Source organism: Burkholderia sp. BCC0097 (assembly GCF_902832985.1).
GTDB classification, from domain to species: domain Bacteria; phylum Pseudomonadota; class Gammaproteobacteria; order Burkholderiales; family Burkholderiaceae; genus Burkholderia; species Burkholderia orbicola.
In genome coordinates, this window is record NZ_CADFDM010000006.1 from 362,070 (window position 1) to 386,950 (window position 24,881).

The 24,881-nt window shown below is 68.3% G+C and carries 24 protein-coding genes; 8 read left to right on the top strand and 16 right to left on the bottom strand.

The window, feature by feature from the left end; genetic code table 11:
- Nucleotides 1-7 precede the first annotated feature (7 nt).
- The 4 genes from flgE to flgB are packed head-to-tail and all read right to left on the bottom strand — an operon-like array spanning nt 8 to nt 3,048.
- On the bottom strand, nt 8-1,249 hold the full coding sequence (gene flgE, locus HWX07_RS22130; protein ID WP_175877682.1) for a flagellar hook protein FlgE: 1,242 nt from the start codon (nt 1,247-1,249) through the stop codon (nt 8-10).
- Between the two features lie 27 nt (nt 1,250-1,276).
- A complete protein-coding gene (flgD, locus tag HWX07_RS22135; protein ID WP_175877683.1) occupies nt 1,277-2,023 on the bottom strand; it encodes a flagellar hook assembly protein FlgD in 747 nt (248 codons plus the stop codon).
- A gap of 59 nt (nt 2,024-2,082) precedes the next feature.
- Nucleotides 2,083-2,508 carry a flagellar basal body rod protein FlgC gene (gene flgC, locus HWX07_RS22140; protein WP_006485701.1) on the bottom strand — a complete coding sequence of 142 codons (426 nt, stop codon included), beginning with the start codon at nt 2,506-2,508 and terminating at the stop codon, nt 2,083-2,085.
- Nucleotides 2,509-2,559: 51 nt separating this feature from the next.
- Nucleotides 2,560-3,048 (bottom strand): flagellar basal body rod protein FlgB, encoded by a 489-nt coding sequence (flgB, locus tag HWX07_RS22145; RefSeq protein WP_175877684.1) that lies wholly within the window; start codon nt 3,046-3,048, stop codon nt 2,560-2,562.
- A 204-nt stretch (nt 3,049-3,252) separates the two neighbouring features.
- Between flgB and flgA the strand changes: the two genes are divergently transcribed.
- The 3 genes from flgA to HWX07_RS22160 all read left to right on the top strand — a co-directional run bounded on the left by flgA (nt 3,253) and on the right by HWX07_RS22160 (nt 5,463).
- Nucleotides 3,253-4,503 carry a flagellar basal body P-ring formation chaperone FlgA gene (gene flgA, locus HWX07_RS22150; RefSeq protein WP_175877685.1) on the top strand — a complete coding sequence of 417 codons (1,251 nt, stop codon included), beginning with the start codon at nt 3,253-3,255 and terminating at the stop codon, nt 4,501-4,503.
- 117 nt (nt 4,504-4,620) lie between these two features.
- A complete protein-coding gene (gene flgM / locus HWX07_RS22155) occupies nt 4,621-4,947 on the top strand; it encodes a flagellar biosynthesis anti-sigma factor FlgM (RefSeq protein ID WP_006477558.1) in 327 nt (108 codons plus the stop codon).
- A gap of 75 nt (nt 4,948-5,022) precedes the next feature.
- The gene (locus HWX07_RS22160; protein ID WP_006477557.1) at nt 5,023-5,463 is read left to right on the top strand and encodes a flagellar protein FlgN; all 441 of its coding nucleotides are present in this window, start codon (nt 5,023-5,025) and stop codon (nt 5,461-5,463) included.
- Between the two features lie 57 nt (nt 5,464-5,520).
- On the opposite strand, the gene HWX07_RS22165 is transcribed toward HWX07_RS22160, so the two are convergent.
- Entirely contained in the window at nt 5,521-7,371 is a 1,851-nt protein-coding gene (locus HWX07_RS22165) for a M24 family metallopeptidase (RefSeq protein WP_175877686.1), read from the bottom strand.
- A gap of 377 nt (nt 7,372-7,748) precedes the next feature.
- On the opposite strand from HWX07_RS22165, the gene HWX07_RS22170 reads away from it, so the two are divergent.
- Nucleotides 7,749-8,528, top strand: a complete 780-nt coding sequence (locus tag HWX07_RS22170) for an XRE family transcriptional regulator (RefSeq protein ID WP_175877687.1) — start codon at nt 7,749-7,751, stop codon at nt 8,526-8,528.
- A gap of 115 nt (nt 8,529-8,643) precedes the next feature.
- Here the strand turns inward: HWX07_RS22170 and HWX07_RS22175 are convergent, their stop codons facing one another.
- The 4 genes from HWX07_RS22175 to HWX07_RS22190 all read right to left on the bottom strand — a co-directional run bounded on the left by HWX07_RS22175 (nt 8,644) and on the right by HWX07_RS22190 (nt 13,558).
- On the bottom strand, nt 8,644-9,885 hold the full coding sequence (locus HWX07_RS22175; RefSeq protein ID WP_175877688.1) for a multifunctional CCA addition/repair protein: 1,242 nt from the start codon (nt 9,883-9,885) through the stop codon (nt 8,644-8,646).
- On the bottom strand, nt 9,882-10,529 hold the full coding sequence (locus tag HWX07_RS22180) for a glutathione S-transferase family protein (protein ID WP_175877689.1): 648 nt from the start codon (nt 10,527-10,529) through the stop codon (nt 9,882-9,884). Before HWX07_RS22180 ends, HWX07_RS22175 begins: the two co-directional genes overlap by 4 nt.
- 64 nt (nt 10,530-10,593) lie before the next feature.
- On the bottom strand, nt 10,594-11,553 hold the full coding sequence (locus HWX07_RS22185; protein WP_175877690.1) for a complex I NDUFA9 subunit family protein: 960 nt from the start codon (nt 11,551-11,553) through the stop codon (nt 10,594-10,596).
- A 52-nt stretch (nt 11,554-11,605) separates the two neighbouring features.
- On the bottom strand, nt 11,606-13,558 hold the full coding sequence (locus HWX07_RS22190) for a lytic transglycosylase domain-containing protein (protein ID WP_175877691.1): 1,953 nt from the start codon (nt 13,556-13,558) through the stop codon (nt 11,606-11,608).
- 8 nt (nt 13,559-13,566) lie between these two features.
- Between HWX07_RS22190 and HWX07_RS22195 the strand changes: the two genes are divergently transcribed.
- The gene (locus HWX07_RS22195) at nt 13,567-14,175 is read left to right on the top strand and encodes a 5-formyltetrahydrofolate cyclo-ligase (RefSeq protein WP_175877692.1); all 609 of its coding nucleotides are present in this window, start codon (nt 13,567-13,569) and stop codon (nt 14,173-14,175) included.
- Nucleotides 14,176-14,250: 75 nt separating this feature from the next.
- On the opposite strand, the gene HWX07_RS22200 is transcribed toward HWX07_RS22195, so the two are convergent.
- Complete coding sequence (locus tag HWX07_RS22200) at nt 14,251-14,763, bottom strand: winged helix DNA-binding protein (RefSeq protein WP_027788908.1); 513 nt, start codon at nt 14,761-14,763, stop codon at nt 14,251-14,253.
- 149 nt (nt 14,764-14,912) lie between these two features.
- Here HWX07_RS22200 and pxpB point away from each other — a divergent pair, with 149 nt between their 5' ends.
- From pxpB to pxpA, 3 genes are read left to right on the top strand one after another with little or no spacing between them, the layout of a single operon-like run.
- Entirely contained in the window at nt 14,913-15,569 is a 657-nt protein-coding gene (gene pxpB, locus HWX07_RS22205; RefSeq protein ID WP_006477548.1) for a 5-oxoprolinase subunit PxpB, read from the top strand.
- Nucleotides 15,566-16,633 (top strand): biotin-dependent carboxyltransferase family protein, encoded by a 1,068-nt coding sequence (locus HWX07_RS22210; protein ID WP_175877694.1) that lies wholly within the window; start codon nt 15,566-15,568, stop codon nt 16,631-16,633. Before pxpB ends, HWX07_RS22210 begins: the two co-directional genes overlap by 4 nt.
- Nucleotides 16,634-16,688: 55 nt before the next feature.
- Nucleotides 16,689-17,453, top strand: coding sequence for a 5-oxoprolinase subunit PxpA (gene pxpA, locus HWX07_RS22215; RefSeq protein ID WP_006483671.1), 765 nt, complete (start codon nt 16,689-16,691; stop codon nt 17,451-17,453).
- 558 nt (nt 17,454-18,011) lie between these two features.
- Here pxpA and HWX07_RS22220 read toward each other — a convergent pair.
- The 6 genes from HWX07_RS22220 to HWX07_RS22245 form a co-directional block, all read right to left on the bottom strand.
- Complete coding sequence (locus tag HWX07_RS22220; protein WP_175877695.1) at nt 18,012-19,157, bottom strand: TraB/GumN family protein; 1,146 nt, start codon at nt 19,155-19,157, stop codon at nt 18,012-18,014.
- Nucleotides 19,150-20,166, bottom strand: coding sequence for a peptide ABC transporter ATP-binding protein (locus HWX07_RS22225; RefSeq protein WP_175877696.1), 1,017 nt, complete (start codon nt 20,164-20,166; stop codon nt 19,150-19,152). Before HWX07_RS22225 ends, HWX07_RS22220 begins: the two co-directional genes overlap by 8 nt.
- Nucleotides 20,163-21,161, bottom strand: coding sequence for an ABC transporter ATP-binding protein (locus HWX07_RS22230; protein WP_006477543.1), 999 nt, complete (start codon nt 21,159-21,161; stop codon nt 20,163-20,165). Before HWX07_RS22230 ends, HWX07_RS22225 begins: the two co-directional genes overlap by 4 nt.
- Nucleotide 21,162: 1 nt before the next feature.
- Nucleotides 21,163-22,080: an ABC transporter permease subunit gene (locus HWX07_RS22235; protein WP_175877697.1), complete on the bottom strand. Its 918-nt coding sequence runs from the start codon at nt 22,078-22,080 to the stop codon at nt 21,163-21,165.
- A gap of 4 nt (nt 22,081-22,084) precedes the next feature.
- Entirely contained in the window at nt 22,085-23,095 is a 1,011-nt protein-coding gene (locus tag HWX07_RS22240) for an ABC transporter permease subunit (protein ID WP_124700591.1), read from the bottom strand.
- A gap of 118 nt (nt 23,096-23,213) precedes the next feature.
- Entirely contained in the window at nt 23,214-24,842 is a 1,629-nt protein-coding gene (locus tag HWX07_RS22245; protein WP_175877698.1) for an ABC transporter substrate-binding protein, read from the bottom strand.
- Between the last annotated feature and the right edge of the window lie 39 nt (nt 24,843-24,881).

The following is a 24,881-nucleotide window of genomic DNA, read 5'->3' on the forward strand; positions in this document are numbered from 1 at the left end:
TCCGCGCTTACAGGTTGATGAGCGTCTGGTCGACGGTCTGCTGCGTCTTGATCGTCTGCGCGTTCGCCTGGTAGTTGCGCTGCGCGGTGATCAGGTTGACAAGCTGCGAGGTCAGGTCGACGTTCGAGTTCTCGAGCGCGCTGCCCTGCAGCGTGCCGTGGTTCGTGCTGCCCGGCGCCGACACCTGCGGCACGCCCGACGCGGCCGATTCCGCATACTGGTTGCCGCCGAGGTTCACCAGCCCGTTCGGGTTGTTGAAGTTCGCGAGCGCGATCTGGCCGAGCACGGCGGTCTGGCCGTTCGAGTAGTTGCCGGTCAGCTTGCCGTCGGTGCCGATCGAATAGGTGGTGAGCGTGCCGCTCGCGTAGCCGTCCTGCGCGAGGTTGTTCACGCCGTCCTTGCCGCCGTACTGCGTCGTGCCGGTCAGGTCGAGCGTGAGATTCTGCGGCGTCGCCGAGCCGTCGGTGTTCGGCACGGTGAACTGGAACTGGCCGAGCGACGCGGTCGGCGTGGCCGGCGTGCCGGTCGTCGTGCTCTTGATCGCGCCCGACGTATCGAACGTGATCGTGCCGAGATCGTTCGTCGCGCCGCCCTGCACGCCCGCGTACGCTTCCCACGTGCCGGCCGCCGACTTCACGAAGTACATGTTGACCGCCTGCGAGCCGCCGAGCGAGTCGTACACCTGGATCGACGTCGAGTAGTTGTACGTCGTGGTGTCGGTCGCGTTGAACGGCGTCTTGGCCGGCACCGTGTCCTGCGAGTTCAGGTTGAACTGGCCGTTGATCTTGGTCGTCGCGGTCGGTGCGATGTTGGTGGTCGGCGCCTGCAGCGGCACGGTCTGCGCAGTGTTGAGCACGCCGTTCTTGTCGGCCATGTAACCCATCAGGTTCATGCCCTGCGCGTTGACGATGTAGCCGTTCTTGTCGCGCTGGAACGTGCCGTCGCGCGAGTACGTCGTCACGCCGTTGTTCGACATCTGGAAGAAGCCGTTGCCGTTGATCGCGACGTCGAGCGACGAGTTCGTCGTGTTGATCGTGCCCTGGCCGAACTGCTGCTGCACCGAGTTCAGCGCCGTGCCGATGCCGATCTGCGTGTTGACCGACGTCGCGACCGAGTTCGCGTACATGTCGGCGAACTGCGCGGTGCTCGACTTGAAGCCGACCGTGTTCGCGTTCGCGATGTTGTTGCCGATCACGTCGAGCGCGTTCGATGCGCCCGAGAGGCCGCTCAGACCTTGTTGATAACCCATTTCGTTCTCCGTTACGGGAAAGCTCGATCAGTTGGTGGTGGTGTCGCTGGACGTGGACGACTTCGTGTTCGGGAAGATCGACGCAACCTGGGTGAGCCCCACCGTCGTGCCGTTCGACAGCACGAGCCCCGCGGTGCCGTCCGCCTGCTTGACCACGCTCTGCACCTGCGCGGCCGCGAGCGTCGTGGCCGCCTGCGGCGTGCCAGCGCTGTTGGTGTACGACGCACTGACCGTATACGTGCCGTCCGGCAGCGCATTGCCGGCCGCGTCGGTCGGGGTCCAGTTGAACGGCACGGTGCCGGCCGACTGCGCGCCCGCGTTGATCGTGTTCACGACGGCGCCCGCCGAGTTCTTCACGGTGATCGTCAGGTTCGACACCGAACTCGCGAGCGACACGCCGAACGGCGACGCCGCGCCGCTCTTCACCGCGACCGAGTTGCCCGGCGCGAGCACGTTGGTGCCGATCAGCAGCGCGGCCTGCGTCTGCTGGCCGGCCGCGAGCTGCGTCGACAGCGACGTGAGCGACGTGTTCAGCTGCGCGATGCCGCTCACCGTGTTGATCTGCGCGAGCTGCGACGTCATCTGCGAGCTGTCGACCGGGCTGGTCGGGTCCTGGTTCTGCAGCTGCGTGACGAGCAGCTTCAGGAACGTCGCCTGCAGGTCGCTCGCCGACGTGCCGTTGGTCGACGACACGTTGTTGGTGTTCATCGTGTCGGTCGGCAGCGTCGACACGTTGGTGCCGTTGCTGCCGATCGTCGTGTTGGAGGAAGTCATCCTGTTGGCCTTCTGTCGGAACTGTCGGTGTCGGGTCGGTCAGGTCGGCGGCGCGCGGCTTACGAGCCGATCGTCAGCGTCTTGAGCATCAGCGTCTTCGCGGTGTTCAGCGTCTCGACGTTGGCCTGGTACGAGCGCGACGCCGAGATCATGTTCACCATCTCCTGCACCGGGTCGACGTTCGGCATCTGCACGTAGCCGTTGGCGTCGGCGGCCGGGTTCGCCGGGTCGTAGGTCGATTTCATCGGCGACGGGTCGTCCATCACCTTGGTCACGCGCACGCCGCCCACGCCCTGGCCGGACGCGGTACGCGCGCCGCCCATCGGGTCGGTCGCGAACACGACCTGCTTGGCCTTGTACGGCTTGCCGTCGGGGCCGGTCGCGCTGTCGGCGTTCGCGAGGTTCGACGCGGTGACGTTCAGGCGCTGCGATTGCGCGGACAGCGCCGAACCGGCGACGCCGAAGATGTTCATCAACGAAGGCATGGAGGCTCCTTGTGTTCGAGTCCGGATTCGGAAGCGGCGCTTACGAGTTCGTTACGAGTTCGTCGTGATCGCGGCGATCATCGCCTTGATCTGCTGGGTCATCACGGTCATCCCGGTTTCGTAGTGCAGCGCGTTGTTCGCGAACTGCACGCGCTCGACGTCGAGATCGACCGTGTTGCCGTCGAGCGACGGCTGCAGCGGCATCCGGTACTGCGCGCGGCCGTAGTCGTCCGCCGGGCCGCCGGTCGGGATCAGCTTCGCGGTGCCGGCCATGTGGCCCGGCGCCGTCGACACCATCGACATGCCGCTCGTCACGCCGGCCGGCTGCGTCATCGGCAGTTGCGCGGCGTTGCTCGGCGCCAGGCCGCCGCCCGCCTGCTTCAGCGAGCGCGCGAGCGTCGACGCGAAATCGACGTCGCGGGCCTGGTAGCCGGGCGTGTCGGCGTTCGCGATGTTCGACGACAGCAGTTCCTGCCGGTAGGCGCGCACGTCGAGCGCCTGTCGGCCGAACGCGAATTCCGCATCGAGTTTGTCCAGCATGTGTGCGTCTCTCCGTATGAAGCGCTGCACGCCCCTCGCGCCGGATGGCGACCCGAGAGGCTTTTTTCCATGACAGCGATGGTAGGCGCGGGACGCAACCGGCAATCGGACGAATAACGCGGCAAAGGCCCCCTCTATTCATCGTTTGCGCGACGCCCGGGCTCCCTAGAATGCGAAGCGGATCAACGGATCGAGGACACGGCGATGACGGGCGACGCACTTCGCGACAGCAACGGGCGGCTCACGCACGTCCGGCGTGCGTTCGCGCTCGCCGCGGCGCTGTGGATCGCCGCGCCAGCCGCCCATGCCGACGACGGGATGATCGTGATTCCGGGGCGCGGCGAGACGGCCGAAACCGCGCTCGCGCACGCCAATGCGGCGAGCGGCGGGCAGTTCGGCGGGAATGCGGGCGTCGCTTCGGCTTCGGGCGCGCAACGCGCGGCCGGCGCGGCGAGCGCCGCGACCGGCAGCGACTACGCGGCGCAACCGGCCAGCCAGATGGTCGTGACGAGCGTTCCGCCGCCGGCCGCTGCGCCGGCTCCCGCAACGGTCCCCGTCTACGCAGCCGCCCGCGCGAACGCCGGGTACGGCGCGACGCCGCGCGCGGCCGACCCGGCCGCCATCGCGACGGTCGTCGCCGGCACCGCCGAGCCTGCATCGAATCCCGCGCGGCCGGCGCCGCAACCGGCAGCCGCCGCCCGGCTGGCCGCGGCTCGTGCCGCATCAGCCGCAACGGCGCCGCGCACGGCGGCCGCTTCGGCCCGCCCGGCTCCGGCGACCGTCGCGGCCCAACCCACGACTCAACCCGCGGCCCAGCCCGCGACGCCGCCCGGCCAGCAAGACCCCGAAACGATCCGGCGCGCGGCCCTCGCGTTCCTGCAACAGCAGATCGCCGGCCTGCCCGGCAAGACCACCGCGACGGTCACGACCGCCTTTCCGCGCGGGCTCGCCGCGTGCACGACGCTCGAACCGTTCTTGCCGACCGGCGCGCGCCTGTGGGGCCGCACGACGGTCGGCGTGCGCTGCGCGGGCGAGCGGCCGTGGACCGTCTACCTGCAGGCGAAGGTCGCCGTGCAGGCCACCTATTACGTCGCCGCGCGCCAGATCGCGCCCGGCGAGCCGCTCTCGGCGGCCGACCTGCTCGCACGCGACGGCGACCTGACGGTCATGCCGCTCGCGGTGATCACCGATCCGGCGCAGGCGATCGGCGCGACCGCGCTCGCGCGCATCTCGGCCGGGCTGCCGCTGCGGCAGGACATGCTGAAGAGCGCGGCGTCGGTATCGGCCGGCCAGACGGTGCGGGTCGTCGCGGCCGGCCCCGGCTTCACGATCTCGGCCGAAGGCAGCGTGCTCGCGAATGCGGCGCCGGGCCAGTCGGTGCGGGTGCGGATGGCGGCCGGGCAGATCGTCACGGCGATCGTTAAAGACGCGGGCACCGTGGAAATTCCGCTGTAGGGACGGATCTGCCGCAAGAATGTAAAGAATTGTTTATTCGGAGCATTTCGGGCTCGCGATGCTAAAGTTCGGGCCGACCCGGCCGTTATCTGGGTCAAACCGTACAGGAAACCCATCGTGAAGATCGATTCCACTCCGAAACCGAGCCCCCTCGCGCCGACCGGCAACGGCGCGGCCCGTGCGCCGTCCGGCACGGCCCAGTCGTCCGCGCAGGCAGCCGATGCAGGATCGAGCGGCGGCGACACGACCGTGAACCTGTCGGGTCTGTCCGGCCAGTTGCGGTCCGTATCCGCGTCGGGCGACGCCGATATCGACACGGGCCTGGTCCAGTCGATCAAGGACGCGCTGAACAACGGCACGCTGACGATCGACGCGAACAAGATTGCCGACGGCGTATTGAACACCGCCCGCGAACTGCTCCAGCAGCAGCGCCCGGGCAGCTAATCCCGGCCTCGTGGCCGGTTCACCGGTTTGCCGGTGTGCGGCCATCCCGCGCACCGGCGTGACGAGCATGACGCGATGAGAGAAGAGCTGCTGGCCACGGTCAACGACGAACACGCGACGGTCGAAGCGTTCGCGTCCCTGCTCGTCTACGAGGAAAAGGCGCTGACGACGGCCGAGCCGCTCGAGATGCTGCCCGGGATCGTCGAGAAGAAGAGCGCATTGATCGACCGGCTCGCGCAGCTCGAACGCACGCGCGACACGCAGCTTTCCGCACTCGGCTTTCCCGCCGGCAAGAAAGGCATGGACCAGGCGGCCGAGCGCGACGCGCGCCTCGCGAGCCGCTGGCAACTGCTGCAACAGGCCGCCGAACGCGCGCGCCAGGCCAACGCGAACAACGGGATGCTGATCCGGATCCGGATGGACTACAACGAGCGCGCGCTCGCGGTGCTGCGCTCGGCGCCCGCGCCGGCCGGCGTGTACGGCCCCGACGGGCGCGTGTCGGCACTCACGCGCTGACCGGCTGACGTCGCGCCGCGCGGCCGCCCGGCGGCCGCGCTCCCGCCTCCCCCTTCGTTACAACAGCGGACACGCGGTGACCTGCGTGCCGCGTTCCACGCACAGCCGCTCGTAGTCGCGCAGGTACGCGCGCTCGGCGTCGTCCAGCAGATCCAGATCGATCAGGTCCCAGTCGTAGCCCACCGTCACGATGTTCTCGAACGTCACGGTGCCGGGCTGTGCGTCGTCCGGCCGCACGATCACGATGTTCTCGATCCGCACGCCGCCCTTGCCCGGCAGGTAGATGCCCGGCTCGACCGAAATCACCGCATTCGGCACCAGCCCGTACGTCGCGCCCGGCGCGAACCGCACGCCGCCCTCGTGCACGTGAATCCCGACGCCGTGCCCGGTGCCGTGGCCGAAATCGTGGCCATGGTCGCGACACACCTGCCGCACCAGCGCATCGACGTCGCCGCCCGTCGCGCTCGCCGGAAAGCGCGTGACGAGCCCCTTGATGCAGGCCTTCAGCGCCACCGTGTAGATCTCGCGCTGCCACGGCTGCGCGACCGTGTCCGGCCGCGTGCGGCGCAGCACGACGCGCGTGCAGTCCGTCGCGAAGCCGGCTTCGTAGTACGCGCCGCTGTCGAGCAGCACGAGTTCGCCTTCGGTCAGCTCGACGTCGGCGCTCGCCGCCGTGTAATGCGCGAACGCGCTGTTCGCGCCGTTCGCCGCGATCGACGGAAACGACAGCGCGACCGCGGAGCGTGCGCCGTACGCGTCGTTGATCCGGCGCGCGAGGTCGTACTCGGTGTGGCGCACGCCCGGCTCGCCGTTCTTCGCCCAGCGCATCGTCTCGGCGATCGCCGCGCAGCTGCGCGCGAACGCGTCGCGGAACCGGTCGAGCACCGCCGGCGTCTTGCTCGCCCGCATCGCCTCGACCGGGTTGAGATCGGCATGCCGCGCGTGCGGCCACACCCGCTTCACCGCGTCGACGAGCGCGCAGTTCACCGATTCGAAGCCGTAGCAAACGTGCTCGATGGCGAACTGCGCGAGGAAGCGCTCGAGCGCCGCGACGTCGCGCCGGATCACGTGCAGCGCCGGATACGCATCGAGCGCGACCTCGCAGCGGTCGCAGCCTTCCGGCAAAAACAGCACCACCTGAGCGCCGATCGCGAACAGGAAGCCGAGGTGCGACGACGCATTCGGGATGTGATAGCCGCGGCTGTTCAGCAGATACGCGAGATCGTCCGACGCGCAGGTGAAGAACGCCGTCTTGCCGTCGGCCGCGCCGGTATGCGCGGCGAGCCGGCGGTTCAGCGCGTCGAGGTTCTGCGCGACGCTCAGGCCGGTCATCGCTGCCGGGATCCCGAAGATCGGCCGCTCGACGTTCCAGCCCGGCAGCGCGATCGCCTGGTCGATCTCGCGCTCGGCGAGGCTCGTCCAGTCGAGCGACGCGGCCTGCGTCTGCTCGAACAGCCGGTTGCGCTGCGCGACGCTGATCCGCCGCGCGTCGTAGCCGACCCGCGCGAGCCGGCTCGCGTGCGCGAGCAGCCAGTCGGCCATCGCCTGCCAGATCGTCACGTTCATGCCGAGCTTCTCGACGCGCACGCGCGCCGGGTCGCACTGCTCGTCGGCCTGGAAGTGATAACGGCCATCGACGAACAGCACGAACGGCGGCAGGCCGAGCGCCTGCGCGGTCGCCGCGCTCAGGAAGATTCCGCAGCCGGCCGAGCCGTCGAAGCCGGACACCGCGTAGCGCGGGTTGTTGCCGCGCGGCAGGTACTCGGTCACGTATTCGTCCTGCGACGTGATCAGCACCGCGTCGAGTCGCGCGGCATCGAGCAGGCGCGACAGGCCGGCCTGCGTGTCGGCGACGGACGCGTCGTACGGGGGGAGGCCGGAGAAGCTGTATTTCAGTCGATCGATCATCGGATGCCCGTTATTCATTGTTGTCGGCGGCCGGCGGCGTGCCGCGGCATCGCGCGCCGGGCATGGCACGTCGTTGCGGCGCAGGTCACGCGCGGCACGGCGCGCGGCCGGGCCGCGCCGTCGGCCGAGAGGCAGGCCTTCGGTAAAATTTTTGTCTCACTTAACTTTGTTTGATGCGCGACAGAATCTAGAGCACGTCGAAATCGAGGTCAAGCCAAGATTTTCGTAGGACTAAAATCGGCGTGCCGCATGCCGAATCCGGCACAACGCCGATTCGCCCCGCGACGCTGCGCGGTACAATGCGCCGGCCTCGCCGCCCCGGGCGGCCGCACGGCCCCTTTGCCCGCGCCCCCGACTCGTTGCCACGAAAGAGATTCATGGATTCAGACCTCATGCGTATCGGCCAGCGCATTCGCCGCCTGCGCCGGGAAGCGAAGAAGACGCTGCTCGAAGTGGCGATCGAAGCGAACCTGTCGGTCGGGTTCCTGTCGCAGGTCGAGCGCCATCTGACGGGCATCTCGCTGTCGTCGCTCGTCAACGTCGCGAAGGCGCTGGGCGTGCCGCTCGGCACGCTGATCGAGCAGCCGCGCCAGGCACAGCCCGATTCGCACGAGGGCAGCCGCAAGCCGTACGCGCTCGACGCCGCGTCGCAGTGGTACGAGCGGCTGTCGACCACGTTCGACGGCAGCCAGATCAACGCGCTGAAGGTGCAGATGATGGAAGGCTACCGGTCGGAATGGGTCGCGCACGGCGGCGACGAATTCGTGTACGTGCTGGCGGGCCGCGTCTGCTACACGGTCGGCAAGAAGAATTACCCGCTGACGCCCGGCGACTCGCTGCACTTCGACGCGCGCAAGCGGCATCGCGTGGCCAATACCGGCGACGGGCCGGCCGAGCTGATCACCGTCAGCACGCTGCCGCTGTTCGACGACAGTGGTGCGGAATTCGTACCCACGACGACGGAAATCAGGCAGTCGAAGCCCGGCGAGCCGCGCGTGAGCCGGCGCGCGCCGGCGCCCAAACGTGATGATCGCGACGCCGCCGCGGCACGGCCGTCCAGGGCCGGCGCAGCCGAAAAGAAAGGGGCGGCGAAGCCGCGCGCCGCCGCCGGCAAACGCCCGGCGGCCGCGACTCCGGCGCGCAAGAAGAAACCGTAACGGCTGGCCGGCGCGCAGGCCGCGCGCTGTTCCGCGCTGTTCCGCGCTGTTCCGCGCCTGTTCCGCGCCTGTTCCGCGCCTGTTACTTGCCTGCTACCTGCCTGTTACTTGCCGCCTACTCGCCGATCGCGAGCGCCTGCGCGACGGCCTGGATCCGCGCGCGATGCACGGCTTCCTTGATCTTCTCCGTATCGTTGCCGATGCCGCGCGCGATCGCGCCGGCATCGACACTGCGCGCCGCCGCGAGCGCGACGCGCAGCCGCTCGGCCTGCGGATACGGCTGCGCATCGAGCCCGAGCCGGCCGCGCGCGTCCGATTCGCACGCCTGCAGCAGCTCGGCGAAGCGCGCCGGCTTGCGCAGCGCGTCGCTGCGCTCGAAGAGCCGCACCAGCGCGGCCGCGCCCATCTCCATCACGCGATGCAGGTTGCCATGCTCGCGCGCGACCACCAGCGCGAGATCGCGGCATTCGTTCGGCACCCGCAGCCGCTCGCACAACGGCTTGAGCAGCTCGACGCTGCGGCTTTCGTGGCCGACGTGGCGCGGCAGCACGTCCGCGGGCGTCGTCCCCTTGCCGAGATCGTGCGTGAGCGCCGCGAAGCGCACCGCCAGCGAATAGCCCTGCTTCGCCGCGTAGTCGACGACCATCATCACGTGCACGCCGGTATCGACTTCCGGGTGGTAATCGGCGCGCTGCGGCACGCCCCACAGCGCGTCGACCTCGGGCAGGATGCGCGCGAGCGCGCCGCACTCGCGCAGCACCGCGAACATCCGCGACGGCTTCGCCTCCATCAGCCCCCGCGCGATTTCCTGCCATACGCGTTCGGGCACGAGCGCGTCGACCTCGCCCGCATCGACCATCCGCCGCATCAGCGCGAGCGTTTCGTCCGCCACCGTGAAATCCGCGAACCGCGCGGCAAAGCGCGCGATGCGCAGGATCCGCACCGGATCCTCGACGAACGCGTCGCTCACGTGCCTGAACACGCGCGCGCGCAGGTCGGCCTGCCCGTCGAACGGATCGATCACCGGGCCGACCAGCGCGCCTTCCGGGCTCACCTCACGCGCCATCGCGTTGATCGTCAGGTCGCGCCGCGCGAGATCCTCGTCGAGTGTCACGTCCGGCGCGTAGTGGAACTGGAAGCCGTGATAGCCGGCCGCCGTCTTGCGCTCGGTGCGCGCCAGCGCGTACTCCTCCTGCGTCTGCGGATGCAGGAACACCGGGAAATCCTTGCCGACCGGCCGGAAACCCTGCGCGGTCATCTGCTCGGGCGTCGCGCCGACCACCACGTAGTCGCGGTCCTGCACCGGCACGCCGAGCAATTCGTCGCGGATCGCTCCGCCTACTGCGTAGATGTTCATGGCTGCGGCTCGTATTCGGCGATCACGTTGGTTTCGCGGCGCGCGGCATCGATCCACCGCTGCACGGCCGGCAGCGCCGTCACCCGCGCCGCATAGCCGGCCGCTTCCGGCGACAGCGCCGGCGCATACGTGTTGAAGCGCATCACGACGGGTGCGTACATCGCATCGGCGACGCCGAATTCGCAGAACAGGAACGGCCCGCCCGACGCCTCGATGCATTCGCTCCACAGCGCGTCGATGCGCGCGACGTCGGCGAGCGCCTCGGGCGTCGCGCCGCGCCCCGGCATCGACGCGCGGATGCTCATGCCCATCTGCGTGCGCAGCGCCGCGAAGCCCGAATGCATCTCGGCGGACACGCAGCGCGCATGCGCACGCGCCAGCGGGTCGGCCGGCCACATCGGGAATTGCGGATAGCGCTCGGCGAGCGTCTCGGCGATCGCGAGCGAATCCCAGATCGCCAAGCCGTGATCGTCGACGAGGCACGGCACCTTGCCGGTCGGCGAGTATTCGCGGATGCGCGCCGCCGTGTCGTCGCGACGCAGCTCGATCACGATTTCGTCGAACGGGATGCCGAAATGCGCGAGCAGCAGCCAGGGCCGCATCGACCACGACGAGTAGTTCTTGTCTCCAATGACGAGCTTCATGACGGGGTTCCGGAAAATGCGAAAAAGGAAAAGAAAGGCGTCGGCCGGCGGCGCCCCGCGGGTATTAGCGACGCGAGCGGAACCAGTCGAACCGCGAACGCCCGGTCGCTTCGCCGAGATACGCGGGCGCAATGCTTTCGAGACTCGCGGGCGAGAGCCCGAGTTCCGGCGCGAGCGGCCCCGACAGCACGTTCGGCACCGACATCGTCGCGAGATTGTCGCGCGTGAGCATCGGCTCGCCCGGCAGGCACTCGAACACGCGCGCCTGCAGCCGCGCAAGCGCGTCGGGCAGCCGCACGATGCGTGCCTGCCGGCCGACCAGCGTGCCGCAGTAGCGCACCAGTTGCTCGAGCGTGTAGACGGTCGGGCCACCGAGTTCGTAGGTCTTGCCGTGCGCGCCGACGAGATCGAGCGTGTTGACGAACGCGCGCACGACGTCGCCGACGAATACCGGCTGGAAGCGCGCGTCGGGCATCGCGAGCGGCAGCACGGGCACCGTGCGCTGCAGGTTCGCGAACGTGTTGAGGAATGCGTCGCCGGGGCCGAACACGACCGACGGACGGAAGATCGTCAGCGCGAGCGAATCGGTGGCCGCGACCGCATGCAGCGCGGCTTCGCCGTCGCCCTTCGAGCGCTGGTACATGCTCGCGCCGTGCGAATCGGCGCCGAGCGCGCTCATGTGCAGCAGGCGCCGCACGCCGACCTCGCTGCAGGCGGTCGCAAGCGCGGCCGGCAACGCGACGTGCGCGCGCTCGAAACCCGGCCCGTACGGCGTGCCACGGCCGCCGTGCAGCACGCCGATCAGGTTGATCGCCGCGTGCGCGCCGGCGACGAAGCGTGCGAGCGTGCGCGTGTCGAACGCGTCGAGTTCGACGACGTCGACCGGCAGCATCTGCAGGTGGCGGGCGTGGTCGCGCCGCCGCGTGCCGATCCGCACGTGCTTGCCGGCATCGATCAGCGCATTGACGAGCCGGCTGCCGATGAAGCCGGTGCCGCCCAGCAGCGCGACGGTCTGGCGATCCATTGTTCGAGTCCTAAAAAGAACACTGCCGCGTCTCGCGCGGCAGTTCGGTGTATCAGGGCGAGATCATGCCTAGACGTTTCTTCAACGACTGCGGTTTGCCCTCGAAGAGCGCCGCGTAGTAGACGGTGTTCGACAGCACGTTCTTCACGTAGTCGCGCGTCTCGTTGAACGGAATCGTCTCCGCGAAGATCGCGCCTTCGACCGGCTGCGTCAACACCTGGCGCCACTGGCGCGGCCGGCCCGGGCCCGCGTTGTAGCCGGCGGTGGCGAGCACCGGCGAGCTGTCGAAGTTGTTGTAGATGTCAGCCAGATACCAGGTGCCGAGCTGGATGTTGGTGTCGATGTCGTGCATCTGCGCACGCGAGATCGTACCCATGCCGAGCTTCTTCGCGACCATCTGGGCCGTCGCCGGCATCAGTTGCATCAGGCCGCCCGCGCCGACCGACGAACGCGCGCTGATGATGAAGCGCGATTCCTGGCGGATCAGCCCGTACGCCCACTCGACGTCGAGGCCCGTCGACTGCGCATAGCGCTCGACGGTCGTGCGGTACGGCGACGGATAGCGCAGCGTAAAGTCGTGCTCGGCCTTCGTGCGGTCGGCCGTGTTGACCGTGCGGTCGAGCAGCTCGACGCGCTTGCCGTATTCGGCGGCCGCGAGCAGCTGGCGATCGGTCATCCCGCGCAGCGGCCAGTTCCATTCGCGATTGCCTTCGAGGCGCAGGTTCAGCGCGTAGAAACGCTGCGCGAGCGCGAAGCCCGGGATCTTGCCCATCGCGTCGATCTCGGCGTCGCTCACCTTCGTGCGCGGCGGGATCGTCGTGCGCTGGCCGAGCTCTTCGCCGGCCAACTGCCCGTAGAAGTTGAACTGGCCGGCGACCTGCTCGAATTCCTGGTTCGCCTGCAGCGTGTCGCCGCTCTGCTTGAGCGCGCGCGCATGCCAGTAGATCCACGCCGGATCGTTGCGCAGCGACGGCGGCATCTGCTCGATCGACCAGCGCACCATCGGCCAGTTGCCGGCGAGCAGCGCGGCGCGCGTGCGCCATTCGTAGCCCGGGTTCGACAGCGGCGCGTTCGCCGATTTCGCGTACCAGACCGACGCCATCGGCGAGCGCTTGATCGCGCCCTGGTAGCCGATCGCGCCCCATGCGATCGCCTGTTCCTGCTTGGTCAGCGAAGACGCGAGCGTCGTCAGCATGCCGGCGGCCGCGTCCGGATCGTTGCGCGCCATGCGGCCGAGCGCGATCAGCGCGAGCTGATGCGACGCGGCGTCAGGCCCGACGCCGCGCGCGAGATACAGCGGCGGCGCGCTCGTCGCCTGGTCGAAACCGACCGGGCGCGGGCCGAGCGCGTCGACGATCTTGCCGCCGAGCGTCGTGTAGTTCTGCTCGTACGCGAGGCGCGCCTGCTGCCACACGTCGTCGCTCGTGAACTGCTGATTGACGGTGAGCGCGGTGATCAGGTCGACGCACGCATCGCCGTAGTTCTTCGGCTCGACGAGCAGCGCGCGCGCCGCATCGGCGACGTTCTCGTTGCGCGCCGCGCGCGATTCGAGCGCATAGCACTTGACCTGCGTATCGTCGTCGAGCACGAAGCGCTTGTACTGGTCGTCGAAATTGCGCCAGTCGTGGCGCGCGCCGAGCACGAGCAGGTAGTCGTTGCGCAGGCGATCGGCGATCGCCTGGCCATCGTAGCGCTGCAGGAACGACTGCACGGGCGCGTCCGGCGCATCGACGCGCGCGCGGCCCGTCGAATCGAACAACTGCGGCTTGATCTGGAAATACTCGACGTAGGACGGCACCGGATAGTTCGGGATCATCGACGCGAGCTGCGCGGCCTTCGCGGCGTCGTTGCGGCGTGCGGCTTCGCGAAGCTGCACGAAGATCTGGTCATCCCCGGCGAGCGTGTCGTCGTTCGGTGCGGCACATGCGGCCGTGCCCGCGACGAGCGCGGCGGCGGAAAGCGCCAGTGCGACCGCGCGATATACTCGGAAAAGGCTGTTCGACATCGTTTTGAATGGAGCACGAAGTGAGCGAAAGCATAGCACGCAACCCTGTGCCGAACCCGAAGGTTGCGCTGCGCAAAACGCTGTCCGGCGCCCGTCGCGACGCCGCGTCGCAACCTGCCGCGAACGCCGCGCTCGACGCGCGGCTGCGCACGTTGCTCGACCGTCTGGCGCCCCGCACGGTCGGGTTCTACTGGCCGCTGCCGGGCGAATTCGATGCGCGCGACGCGGTGCTCGCGTGGTGCGCGGCCGGTGCCGGCAGGCAGGCCGCACTACCCGTGATCGGTGAGCGGCACACGCCGCTCGAGTTCCATGCGTGGGACACGCACACGCCGATGCGCGAAGGTCATCACCGGATTCCCGAACCGGCGTCGGGAATCGCCGTCGTGCCCGATCTTTTGCTGATTCCCTGTGTAGGATTCGATGCGCAGCGCTACCGGCTCGGCTACGGCGGCGGCTACTACGACCGCACGCTCGCCGCGTGGCCGGGCGACACGCTGCCCGTGACGGTCGGCATCGCGTACGAAGCGTGCCGCGTCGATGCGCTGCCGGCCGAAGCGCACGATCTCGCGTTGCGCTGGATCGTCACCGACGGTGCGCTTTACCCGACCGCCGAATGATGCCGCGTGTGGCGGCGCAACCGTCGCCCGCCGTCGGCGCGTCGCCTCACCCCGACCGTTTCCGCCATCGTTTATTTACAGTGACGCCGCCGCCCGCGCGGCCGTGTCGTAGAGGCCCGATGCGTTGCGCAGCAACTGCGCCGCGTCGCCGATCTGCTCGTTGGTGAGGCCGCTGTCCTTCAGCGTCTCGATCAGGCAATGCTCTCGGACCTCGCGGTACTTCAGGCACAGGTCGCGGCCCGCGTCGGTCGCGAAGAAGAACACTTCCTTGCCGTTCTTCTCGCTCTTCACATAGCCGCGGGCGATCAGTTTTTTCAGCGCATAGGTCGCGACGTGCGTATCCTCGATATTGAGCACGAAGCAGATGTCGGCGAGTTTCTTCTTGCGTTCGCGATGGCTGACGTGATGCAGCAGCGAGACCTCGACCGCCGTCATGTCCTTCGCGCCCGCCGCCGACATGCAGCGCACCATCCAGCGGTTGAACGCGTTGCCGGCCATGATGAGCCCGTATTCGAGCTCCGACAGCTCCGCGCTCGAATCGGAAACGAGGTGTTCGGATGACACGATCTTGGTCGCAGGACGCTTCATGGAAAGGCGGCGCAAGCCGGATGACAGGATGTGCCCGAGTGTACGCCAGAAGCCCCGGCCTACGAGCTAGGCGAAAACGCTTATTGAGAAGTTGTCGATATTTTATTGACAATGTGCGCTAACATTGCCGTCCGAACCGTGCCAGTCCGATGACGCAACCCCGCATTTATCCGCTCGGCGATGCCGCCCTCGTCTGCGAGGTGCCGCCGCCCGCCACGCTCGATTGCCAGCGCCGCGTCTGGGCCGTGGCCGAGGCCGCGCGCGCGTGGCCCGACGTGATCGACGTCGTCCCCGGCATGAACAACCTGACCATCGTGTTCGACGCGCTCGCCGCGACGGCCGACTCGCTCACGCCCGCGCTGCGCGACGCATGGGAAACCGCCGACGTCGAGCACGCGGACGGCCGCGAGGTCGAGATCCCGGTCGAGTACGGCGGTGCCGCCGGCCCCGACCTGGCGGCCGTCGCCGCCCACACGGGCCTGTCGGCCGACGAGGTCGTCGCACGCCACGCGGCCGGCGCCTACGTCGTGTTCTTCGTCGGATTCCAGCCGGGCTTCGCGTATCTGGGCGGCCTCGACGCCGCGCTGCACATGCCGCGCCGCGCGGCGCCGCGCCTCGAGGTGCCGGCCGGCTCGGTCGGCATCGGCGGCGCGCAGACGGGCATCTACCCGGCCACGTCGCCCGGCGGCTGGCAACTGATCGGCCGCACGTCGCAGGTGCTGTTCGACCCGGCGCGGCCGCAGCCGACGCTGCTGCTGCCCGGCGACCGCGTGCGCTTCACCATTGCGGGAGTCGACGCACGATGACCCAGAGCAACGCACCGGGCACCATCGAGGTCGTGCGGGCCGGCCCGCTGTCGACCGTGCAGGATCTCGGCCGCCGCGGCGCGCGCCATCTCGGCGTCGCGCAGGGCGGCGCGCTCGACGGCCTCGCGCTCGAAGTCGGCAACCGGCTCGTCGGCAACCGCCCCGACGCGGCGGCCGTCGAAATCACGATCGGCCCCGCCACGTTCCGCTTCACGCGCGCCACGCGCATCGCGATCACCGGCACCGAGTTCGGCGCGACGCTCGACGGCCAGCCCGTGTATTCGTGGTGGAGCCTGCCGGTCGACGCCGGGCAGACGCTCGTGCTGCCGGCCGCGAAACGCGGCATGCGCGGCTACCTGTGCATCGCGGGCGGCATCGACGTGCTGCCGATGCTCGGCTCGCGCAGCACCGATCTCGCGTCGCGCTTCGGCGGCCTCGGCGGCCGCACGCTGCGCGACGGCGACCGGCTGCCGGTCGGCGTGCCGCCGGCCGGCGCGGGCTGCCTTTCGGCCGATGCGCCGGAATTCGGCGTGAAGGCGCCGGCGTGGTGCGCGTTCGTGCGCGTCGATGAGCCGCCGCGCCGTCATCGCCCCGTGCATGCGCCGTGGGCGATGCCCGTGCGCGTGCTGCCGGGCCCGGATTACGCGTCGTTCGCGGCCGATTCGCAGCAAGCGTTCTGGGATGAGGAATGGCTCGTCACCGCGAACAGCAACCGGATGGGCTACCGGCTCGCCGGCGCCGAGCTCGTGCGCGAGCGGCCGGTCGAGCTGCTGTCGCACGCGGTGCTGCCCGGCACGATCCAGGTGCCGCCGAACGGCCAGCCGATCGTGCTGATGCACGACGCGCAGACCACCGGCGGCTACCCGAAGATCGGCACGGTGATCCGCGCCGACCTATGGAAGCTCGCGCAGGCGCGGCTCAACCTGCCGATCCGCTTCGTGCGCACGACACTCGACGCCGCGCGCGCCGCCCTCGTCGCGGAACGGGCGTACCTGCGGCAGATCGACGTCGCGATCGAGATGCGCGAGGAAGCGCGCCGCCGCGCCCAATCGCGCGCGGCGTGACAATGGCGGAAGCAGTCGCGAAGGACGCGCCACGCAACCAGTGGACGAGGAACATATGGAAATCGATCTGAATGCCGATCTCGGCGAAGGATGCGGATCGGACGAGGCGCTGCTCGACCTCGTCACGTCGGCGAACATCGCATGCGGGTGGCATGCAGGCGGCGCGAACGCGATGCGCGACTGCGTGCGCTGGGCCGTGCAGAAAGGCGTGTCGATCGGCGCGCATCCGAGCTTCCACGATCCGGAGAATTTCGGCCGCAAGGAAATGCAGCTGCCGGCCGGCGACATCTATGCGGGGGTGCTGTACCAGCTCGGCGCGCTGTCGGCGATCGCGCAGGCCGAGGGCGGCCGCATCGCGCACGTGAAACCGCACGGCGCGCTGTACAACCAGGCCGCGCGCGACCCGCTGATCGCCGACGCGGTGGTGTCCGCGATCCACGATTTCGATCCGTCGCTCGCGGTGTTCGGGCTCGCGAACAGCGTGTTCATCGCGGCCGCGCGGCAGGCGGGGCTCGCGGCGGTGGAGGAAGTGTTCGCCGATCGCGGTTACCGCGCGGACGGCTCGCTGGTGCCACGCAGCCTGCCCGGCGCGTTGATCGACGATGAAGACGCGGTGCTCGCGCGCACGCTCGACATGGTGCGCAACCGGCAGGTGCGCGCGCTGAGCGGCGAATGGGTGCCGCTCAATGCGCAGACCGTCTGCCTGCATGGCGACGGGCCGCATGCGCTGGCGTTCGCGAAGCGGATCCGCGCGGCGCTCGAGGCCGCCGGCGTCGACGTCGTGGCGCCCGGCGCGCTGCAGGCCGACGAAGGCGCGTAACGCAGCATTCGGTGCAAGGCCCGCGCGCCGCACGTTTTCGTCGCACCAAAGAAAAAAGCGCCCTCGTGGCGCTTTTCCGTTGGTGCAATCGGTGCGGCTTCGCCGTCTGTCGATTCACCCCCCGAAACCGTCTTTCGACGGTGACCGGAAAAATATTCCGGATTAAAAAACGTCCGCCGCCGCCCGATCACTGCCTTCCCCGGTCAGACGACGGAACGTCGCTTATGTGCAAGTCGGCCCGCATGCATGTGTTGTTCGACGATGATTGGCCCCGCCGTGCATGCAGACTCTCCGCGGCCGGCACGTGCTTCACGTGCCGGCGACGCTCACCCCGCGCTTTATTTCTGCTACCCCGTAGAACTTATCTATTCTTTTCATTTTTTCAACTTGTGGGGTGAAGAATAGATATTGGCCGAACGGGATGTCAATCGTTTTAAACGCTATTTTCCGACGATTCAAGGGTTTTCCTTATCGACCGGCACCACCGCGCAGGCGCATCGCACGGTGCGCGCGACGTCGATCAAACAGGGGAAGATCAGTACGGGCGGCCGGGCGCGATCAGTTCGCGTCGACCCGGTATCCTTGCTGGCGCAACAATTCGAGCACGCCGCGCGGGCCACCCAGATGCAGCGCGCCGATCGCGACGAACAGCGGCCGGTTCGGCGCGGCGATTGCAGTCATCCGTGCAACGAAGCGCCGGTTGCGCTCGTACACGATCTTGTTGTCGAGCGACGCCGACAACGCCTTCGAACGGGCGAGCCGTTCGCTCTTCGCGACGGCCCACGCCGAGATCGCATCGGCGTCGCCAATTCGCCACAGTCGGTGCAGCGCCTTGATGTCGTCGGCGTTCTGCGCGGGCGTCTGCACCATGTCCTGCGCGAGCATCTCGCGCTGCTCGGCCAGCGTCAGCCCGGTGAACGCGCGCATCTGTTCGGCGAGCGTCTCGAGTCCGATCACGCGGCCGCCCTTCTTCTTCAGGAACACGTTCTGCAGTTGCGCCTCGGTGCCGTATTCGGTCTGCAGGCCGGCCGACAGCGAATCGTAGGTCTCGACGACGAGCGCCGCGAGCCACGGCCGCATCTTGCGGATCTCGGCGAGCGCGGCCGGGTTGCCGCGCAGGCGCGCCGCGAGCCGCTGCCACAGCGGCTCGGGCAGCAGGCGCTGCAGGCACGGGTAGCGGCACACGCCGTACTTCGACACGTCGTCCTGCGATTCGAGCAGATCGTCGGGCGACAGCTCGAGCGCGAGCGTCGGCGACGCGGCGAGCGCCGCGAGGATGCGCGGCCGGAATGGCTGCGCGCTCGGGTAATCGGACGGGTCGCCCGTATGCAGCGTGCCGAGCACGTAGAGCGTGACCTTGCCCTTGGTCGCGACGTAGAACGGCATGCGCGCCGGCTGCACGCGCACGGTGCCGCGCGACACGGTGCCGTCGGACACGGCCGGCGTATGGAAGCCCGGCAGGCTCATGCCGGGCGGGGGCACCTGAGACGGACGAATCGGCGAAGTCGCCGGCGCACGCCCCTCGGCGCGCACCGGTTCGACGGGGACCACGATGCTGGCCGCCGCGCACGCGCCGGCCAGCGCCGCGCCCGTGACGGTACGCACGCTCCAGCGCCGCGCGTAGCGGTACGCGCGCATCACGCGCGCGCCGCCCGCCCCCGCACGGCGCACGCCGGACACGCGCGCCGCCAACGCTTCAGGCATTCTCCTCCCCGACCTCCTCGGCGCGATGGCAGGCTACACGCCGGCCGTCCACTTCGCGCAATTGCGGCTCCTCGACGCGGCACCGCTCGACCGCGTACGGGCAGCGCTGGTGGAACGCGCAGCCGGACGGCGGATTGAGCGGCGACGGCAGTTCGCCCTGCAGCTTGATCTGCACGCGGCGGTCTTCCTCGAAGATCGCCGGCGTCGCCGACATCAGCGCGCGCGTGTACGGATGGCGCGGCCGTGCGTAGATCGTCGCCTTGTCGCCGAGCTCGGCGACGCTGCCGAAGTACATCACCATCACGTCGTCGGCAACGTGTTCGACCACCGACAGGTTGTGCGAGATGAACACGTAGCTCGTCTTGAACTGCTCCTGCAGATCCATGAAGAGATTCAGGATCTGCGCCTGGATCGACACGTCGAGCGCGGACACCGGCTCGTCCGCGACGACGATGCGCGGATCGAGGATCATCGCGCGCGCGATCGCGACCCGCTGGCGCTGGCCGCCCGAGAACATGTGCGGATAGCGCTTCGCGTGCTCGGGCCGCAGGCCGACCGTGCGCATGATCTGCGCGATGCGCGCGGCGCGCTCGGCGGCCGTCAGGTTCGCGTTGATCTCGAGCGGCTCGGCGAGCGTCTGCTCGACGGTCTTGCGCGGGTTCAGCGACGCGAACGGGTTCTGGAACACCATCTGCACGCGGCGGCGCAGGTCGGCGACCGTCTCGCGGTTCGCGCCGGCGACGTTCTTGCCGTCGATCACGAGGCTGCCGGCGGTGGGCGTCTCGATCATCGTGAGCTGGCGCGCGAGCGTCGATTTCCCGCAGCCCGACTCGCCGACGACGGCCAGCGTCTTGCCGCGTTTCAGCGAAAACGACACGCCGTTGAGCGCCTTCACCGTGCCCTGCCCGAACATCCCGCGCTTCACCGTGTAGTGCTTCGCGAGGCCGTCGGCCACCAGTACCGCTTCCTCGTCGTGCGATGCGCGAGGCGTTTCATTGACTGCATTCATCGTGCGCCTCCCGTCAGGTCGAGGTTGGAAACATTGAGCGGCTTGATGCAGCGCGCGCGCATCGCGTCGTTGGCCGGCACCAGCGTGTCGAGCGCCGGCCGCGCCTTGCGGCAATCGTCGACGACGTACTTGCAGCGCGGCGCGAACAGGCACCCGGACGGGCGATCATCGCGGCCCGGCACCATGCCCGGCAATGCGGCAAGGCGACGCGCCCCCTGATTGTGCTCGGGAATCGCCGCGAGCAGCGCTTCGGTATACGGATGATGCGGCGCACGGAAGATATCGGGCACGCGATTGGTCTCGATGATCTCGCCCGCGTACATCACCGCGACGCGATGCGCGACCTCCGACACCACGGCCAGATCGTGCGAGATCAGCACGAGCGCCATCCCGCGCTCCTTCTGCAGCTTCACGAGCAGATCCATGATCTGCGCCTGGATCGTCACGTCGAGCGCGGTGGTCGGCTCGTCGGCGATCAGCAGCTTCGGGTTGCACGCGACGGCCATCGCGATCATCACGCGCTGGTTCATCCCGCCCGACATCTGGTGCGGGAACGACGCGATGCGGTTCTTCGCATCGGGAATGCCGACCTGGTCGAGCAGTTCGAGCGCGCGCCGGTGCAGCGCGTCGCCGCGCAGCCCTTCGTGCAGCTTCAGCACTTCCTTGATCTGGTAGCCGACCGTGTAGCTCGGGTTCAGGCTCGTCAGCGCGTCCTGGAACACCATCGCGATGTCCTTGCCGACGATCTTGCGGCGCGCCTTCGGCGATGCCTTCAGCAGGTCGACGCCGTTGAACGTGACCTCGTCGGCCGTCACCTTGCCGGGCGCGTCGATCAGGCCCATCAGCGCCATCATCGTCACGCTCTTGCCCGAGCCCGATTCGCCGACGACGCCCACCACCTCGCCCGGCGCGACCGACAGGTTGATCCGGTCGACCGCGGGCAGGCCGTTGAAGTTCACCGCGAGATTGCGGATGGTCAGGAGATTGTTGCTCATGTCAGGCCATCCGTTTCAGTTTGGGATCCAACGCGTCACGCAGCCCGTCGCCGAGCAGGTTGATCGCGAGCACCGAAATCAGGATCGACAGGCCGGGCATCGTCACGATCCACCACGCGTTGTCGATGTAGTCGCGCGCCGAGGCCAGCATCGCGCCCCACTCGGCGGTCGGCGGTTGCACGCCGAGGCCGAGGAAGCCGAGCGCGGCCGCGTCCAGGATCGCCGACGAGAAGCCGAGCGTCGCCTGCACGATCAGCGGCGCCGTGCAGTTCGGCAGCACCTGCGAGAACATCAGGCGCAGCGTGCCGGCGCCGGCCACGCGCGACGCGGTCACGTATTCCTTCTGCAGCTCGCCGAGCGCCGACGCGCGCGTGAGACGCACGTAGGCCGGCAGCGCGACGATCGCGATCGCGAACATCGTGTTCGTCAGGCCCGGGCCGATGATCGCGACGACCGCGACCGCGAGCAGCAGCGACGGCAGCGCGAGCAGCACGTCCATGATGCGCATCACCGGCGTGTCGGCCCACTTCTGGAAAAACGCGGCGACGAGCCCGAGCACGATGCCGGGGATCAGCGCGAGCACGACCGACACGAAGCCGATCCAGAACGACATCCGCGCGCCGAACATCAGCCGTGAAAGAATGTCGCGGCCCGCTTCGTCGGTGCCCAGGATGAATTGCCAGTTGCCGCCGGCGAGCCACGCGGGCGGAATCTTCACGTAGTCGCGATATTGCTCGACCGGGCTGTGCGGCGCGATCAGCGGCGCGAGCAAGGCGACCGCGATCAGCACGACCACGACGATGCCCGCGCCCACGGCGCCGCGGTTGCGCGAGAAGTTGGCCCAGAACTCGCGCAGCGCGAGCGCACGGCCGCCGGCCGGCGCGGATTCGGTCGGCAGGGTATTTTGCAGATTGCTCATGGGATTACCTCGTGTGGCGGATGCGCGGATTCAGCACGCCGTACAGCAGGTCGACGACCAGGTTCACGACGATCACGAGCGTCGCGATCAGCAGGATGCCGCCCTGGACGACCGGATAGTCGCGGCGGCCGATCGCATCGATCAGCCACTTGCCGACGCCGGGCCACGAAAAGAGCGTCTCGGTCAGCACCGCGCCGGCAAGCAGCGTGCCGATCTGCAGGCCGATCACGGTGACGACCGGGATCAGCGCATTGCGCAGCGCATGCACGACGACCACGCGCACGGGCGATAGCCCTTTCGCGCGGGCGGTGCGGATATAGTCCTCGCGCAGCACTTCGAGCATCGACGAGCGCGTCATCCGCGCGATCACCGCGAGCGGGATCGTGCCGAGCACGATCGCGGGCAGGATCAGGTGGCTCACCGCCGACTTGAACGAACCTTCGTCCGGCGCGAGCAGCGCGTCGATCAGCATGAAGCCGGTCGGGTGCGGGAAATCGTATTCGACCGCGATGCGCCCCGACACGGGCGTCCAGCCGAGGTAAGACGAAAACACCATGATGAGGATCAGTCCCCACCAGAAGATCGGCATCGAGTAGCCGGTGAGCGCGGTGCCCATCACGCCGTGGTCGATCACCGAGCCGCGCCGCAGCGCGGCGATCACGCCCGCCGGCAGGCCGACGGCGAGCGCGAACACGAGCGCGCACAGCGACAGTTCGACGGTCGCCGGGAAGCGCGCGAAGAACTCGCCCGCGACGCTCGTGTTGGTGATGATCGACATGCCGAGGTCGCCATGCAGCGCCCGGCCGATGTAGTGGAGATACTGCAGCGGCAGCGGCTCGTCGAGCCCGAGGCGCTTCATCGCCTCAGCATGCATCGCGGGATCGACGCCGCGCTCGCCCATCATCACTTCGATGGGGTCGCCCGGTATCAGGTGAATCAGCGCAAACGCCAGGATGGTGATGCCGATGAAAGTCGGGATCACCATCCCCACGCGGCGCAACACGAATCTGAACATGATGCGTCTCGTATTTTTCTGGGGGAAATGTGCGACCGGCGACGAGAGGCTTTGGGCCCCTCGCCGCCGGATGATTTCAAGCCGGTTTTCTCAATGACGACAGCTTACGCCTGCCCGGTTACTTCACGCTGACACCGTCGAAACGTGCATAGCCGAGCGGTTCGATACGCATGTCGACCACGTTCTTGCGCACCGGCTGGTAGACGGTCGAGTTCGCGATCGGCGAGAACGGCAGCTGTTGCGCGAAGATCTGCTGCGCCTGCGTGTAGAGCTTCGTGCGCGCGTCCTGGCCCGTCGTCGTGCGGCCCTTCTGCACCAGCTCGTCGAACGGCTTGTAGCACCAGTGCGAGAAGTTGTTGCCCTTGATCGCCTCGCAGCCGAGCAGCGTGCCGAGCCAGTTGTCCGGATCGCCGTTGTCGCCCGTCCAGCCGATCAGCATCGTGTCCTGCTCGCCGGAGTGCGCGCGCTTGATGTACTCGCCCCACTCGTACGTGACGATCTTCGCCTTCACGCCGATCTTCGCCCAGTCGGCCTGAATCATCTCGGCCATCAGGCGGGCGTTCGGGTTGTACGCGCGCTGCACGGGCATCGCCCACAGCGTGATCTCGAAACCGTTCGGGAAGCCTGCCTTCGCGAGCAGCGCCTTCGCCTTCGCGGTATCGTAGGTCGCCATCTTCAGGTTCTTGTCGTACGACCATTGGGTCGGCGGCATCGGTGCGTTCGCGGCCTGGCCGGCGCCCTGATAGACGGACTCGAGGATCGCCTTCTTGTTGATCGCCATGTCGAGCGCCTGACGCACCTCGAGCTTGTCGACCGGCTTGTGCTCGACGTTGTACGCGAGGTAGCCGAGGTTGAAGCCGGCCTGCGACGGCATGTCGACGTTCGAATCGGCCTTCAGCGTCGCGATGTCGGCCGGGCGCGGATAGCTCATCACCTGGCATTCGTTGCGCTTGATCTTCTGCACGCGCACGCCCGGGTCCGGCGTGATCGAGAAGATCAGCTTCGAGAGCTTCACTTCGCCCTTCTTCCAGTAATCAGGATTGCCATCGAAGCGGATCGTCGCGTCCTTCGTGTAGCTGCGGAAGATGAACGGGCCCGTGCCGACCGGCTTCTGGTTGATGTCGGCGGCCTTGCCGGCCTTCATCAGCTGGTCGCCGTATTCGGCCGACAGGATCGACGCGAATTCCATCGCCATGTTCTGGATGAACGGCGCGTTCGGCTCGGCCAGCGTGAACTTCACGGTGTACGGATCGACCTTCTCGACCTTCGTGATCAGCTTGTCGAGGCCCATGTCGGTGAAGTACGGGAACGACACCGGGTACGCCTTGCGGAACGCATTGTTCGGGTCGAGCATGCGCTCGAACGAGAACACGACGTCGTCCGCGTTGAATTCGCGCGTCGGCTTGAAGAAGTCGGTCGTGTGGAACTTCACGCCGTGGCGCAGGTGGAACGTGTACACCTTGCCGTCGGACGACACGTCCCACTTCTCGGCGAGGCCAGGCTCGACCTTCGTGCCGCCGCGCTCGAATTCGACGAGGCGGTTGTAGACGGTGAACGTGGCGGCGGTGAAATCGACGCCGGTCGTAAATTGCGCGGAATCGAAACCCGCCGGGCTGCCTTCTGAGCAGTAGACGAGCGTTTTGTTCGGGATCTGTGCGAATGCAGAGCCCGCGACGCCGAGCGATGCCGCTGCCACGCCTGCCATGGCGGTAACACGCAGGGTGTGCAACAGACGGTTGTATTCCATGTTTCCTCCAGGTCTCCAGATCGGAACCGGCCCCGCCAG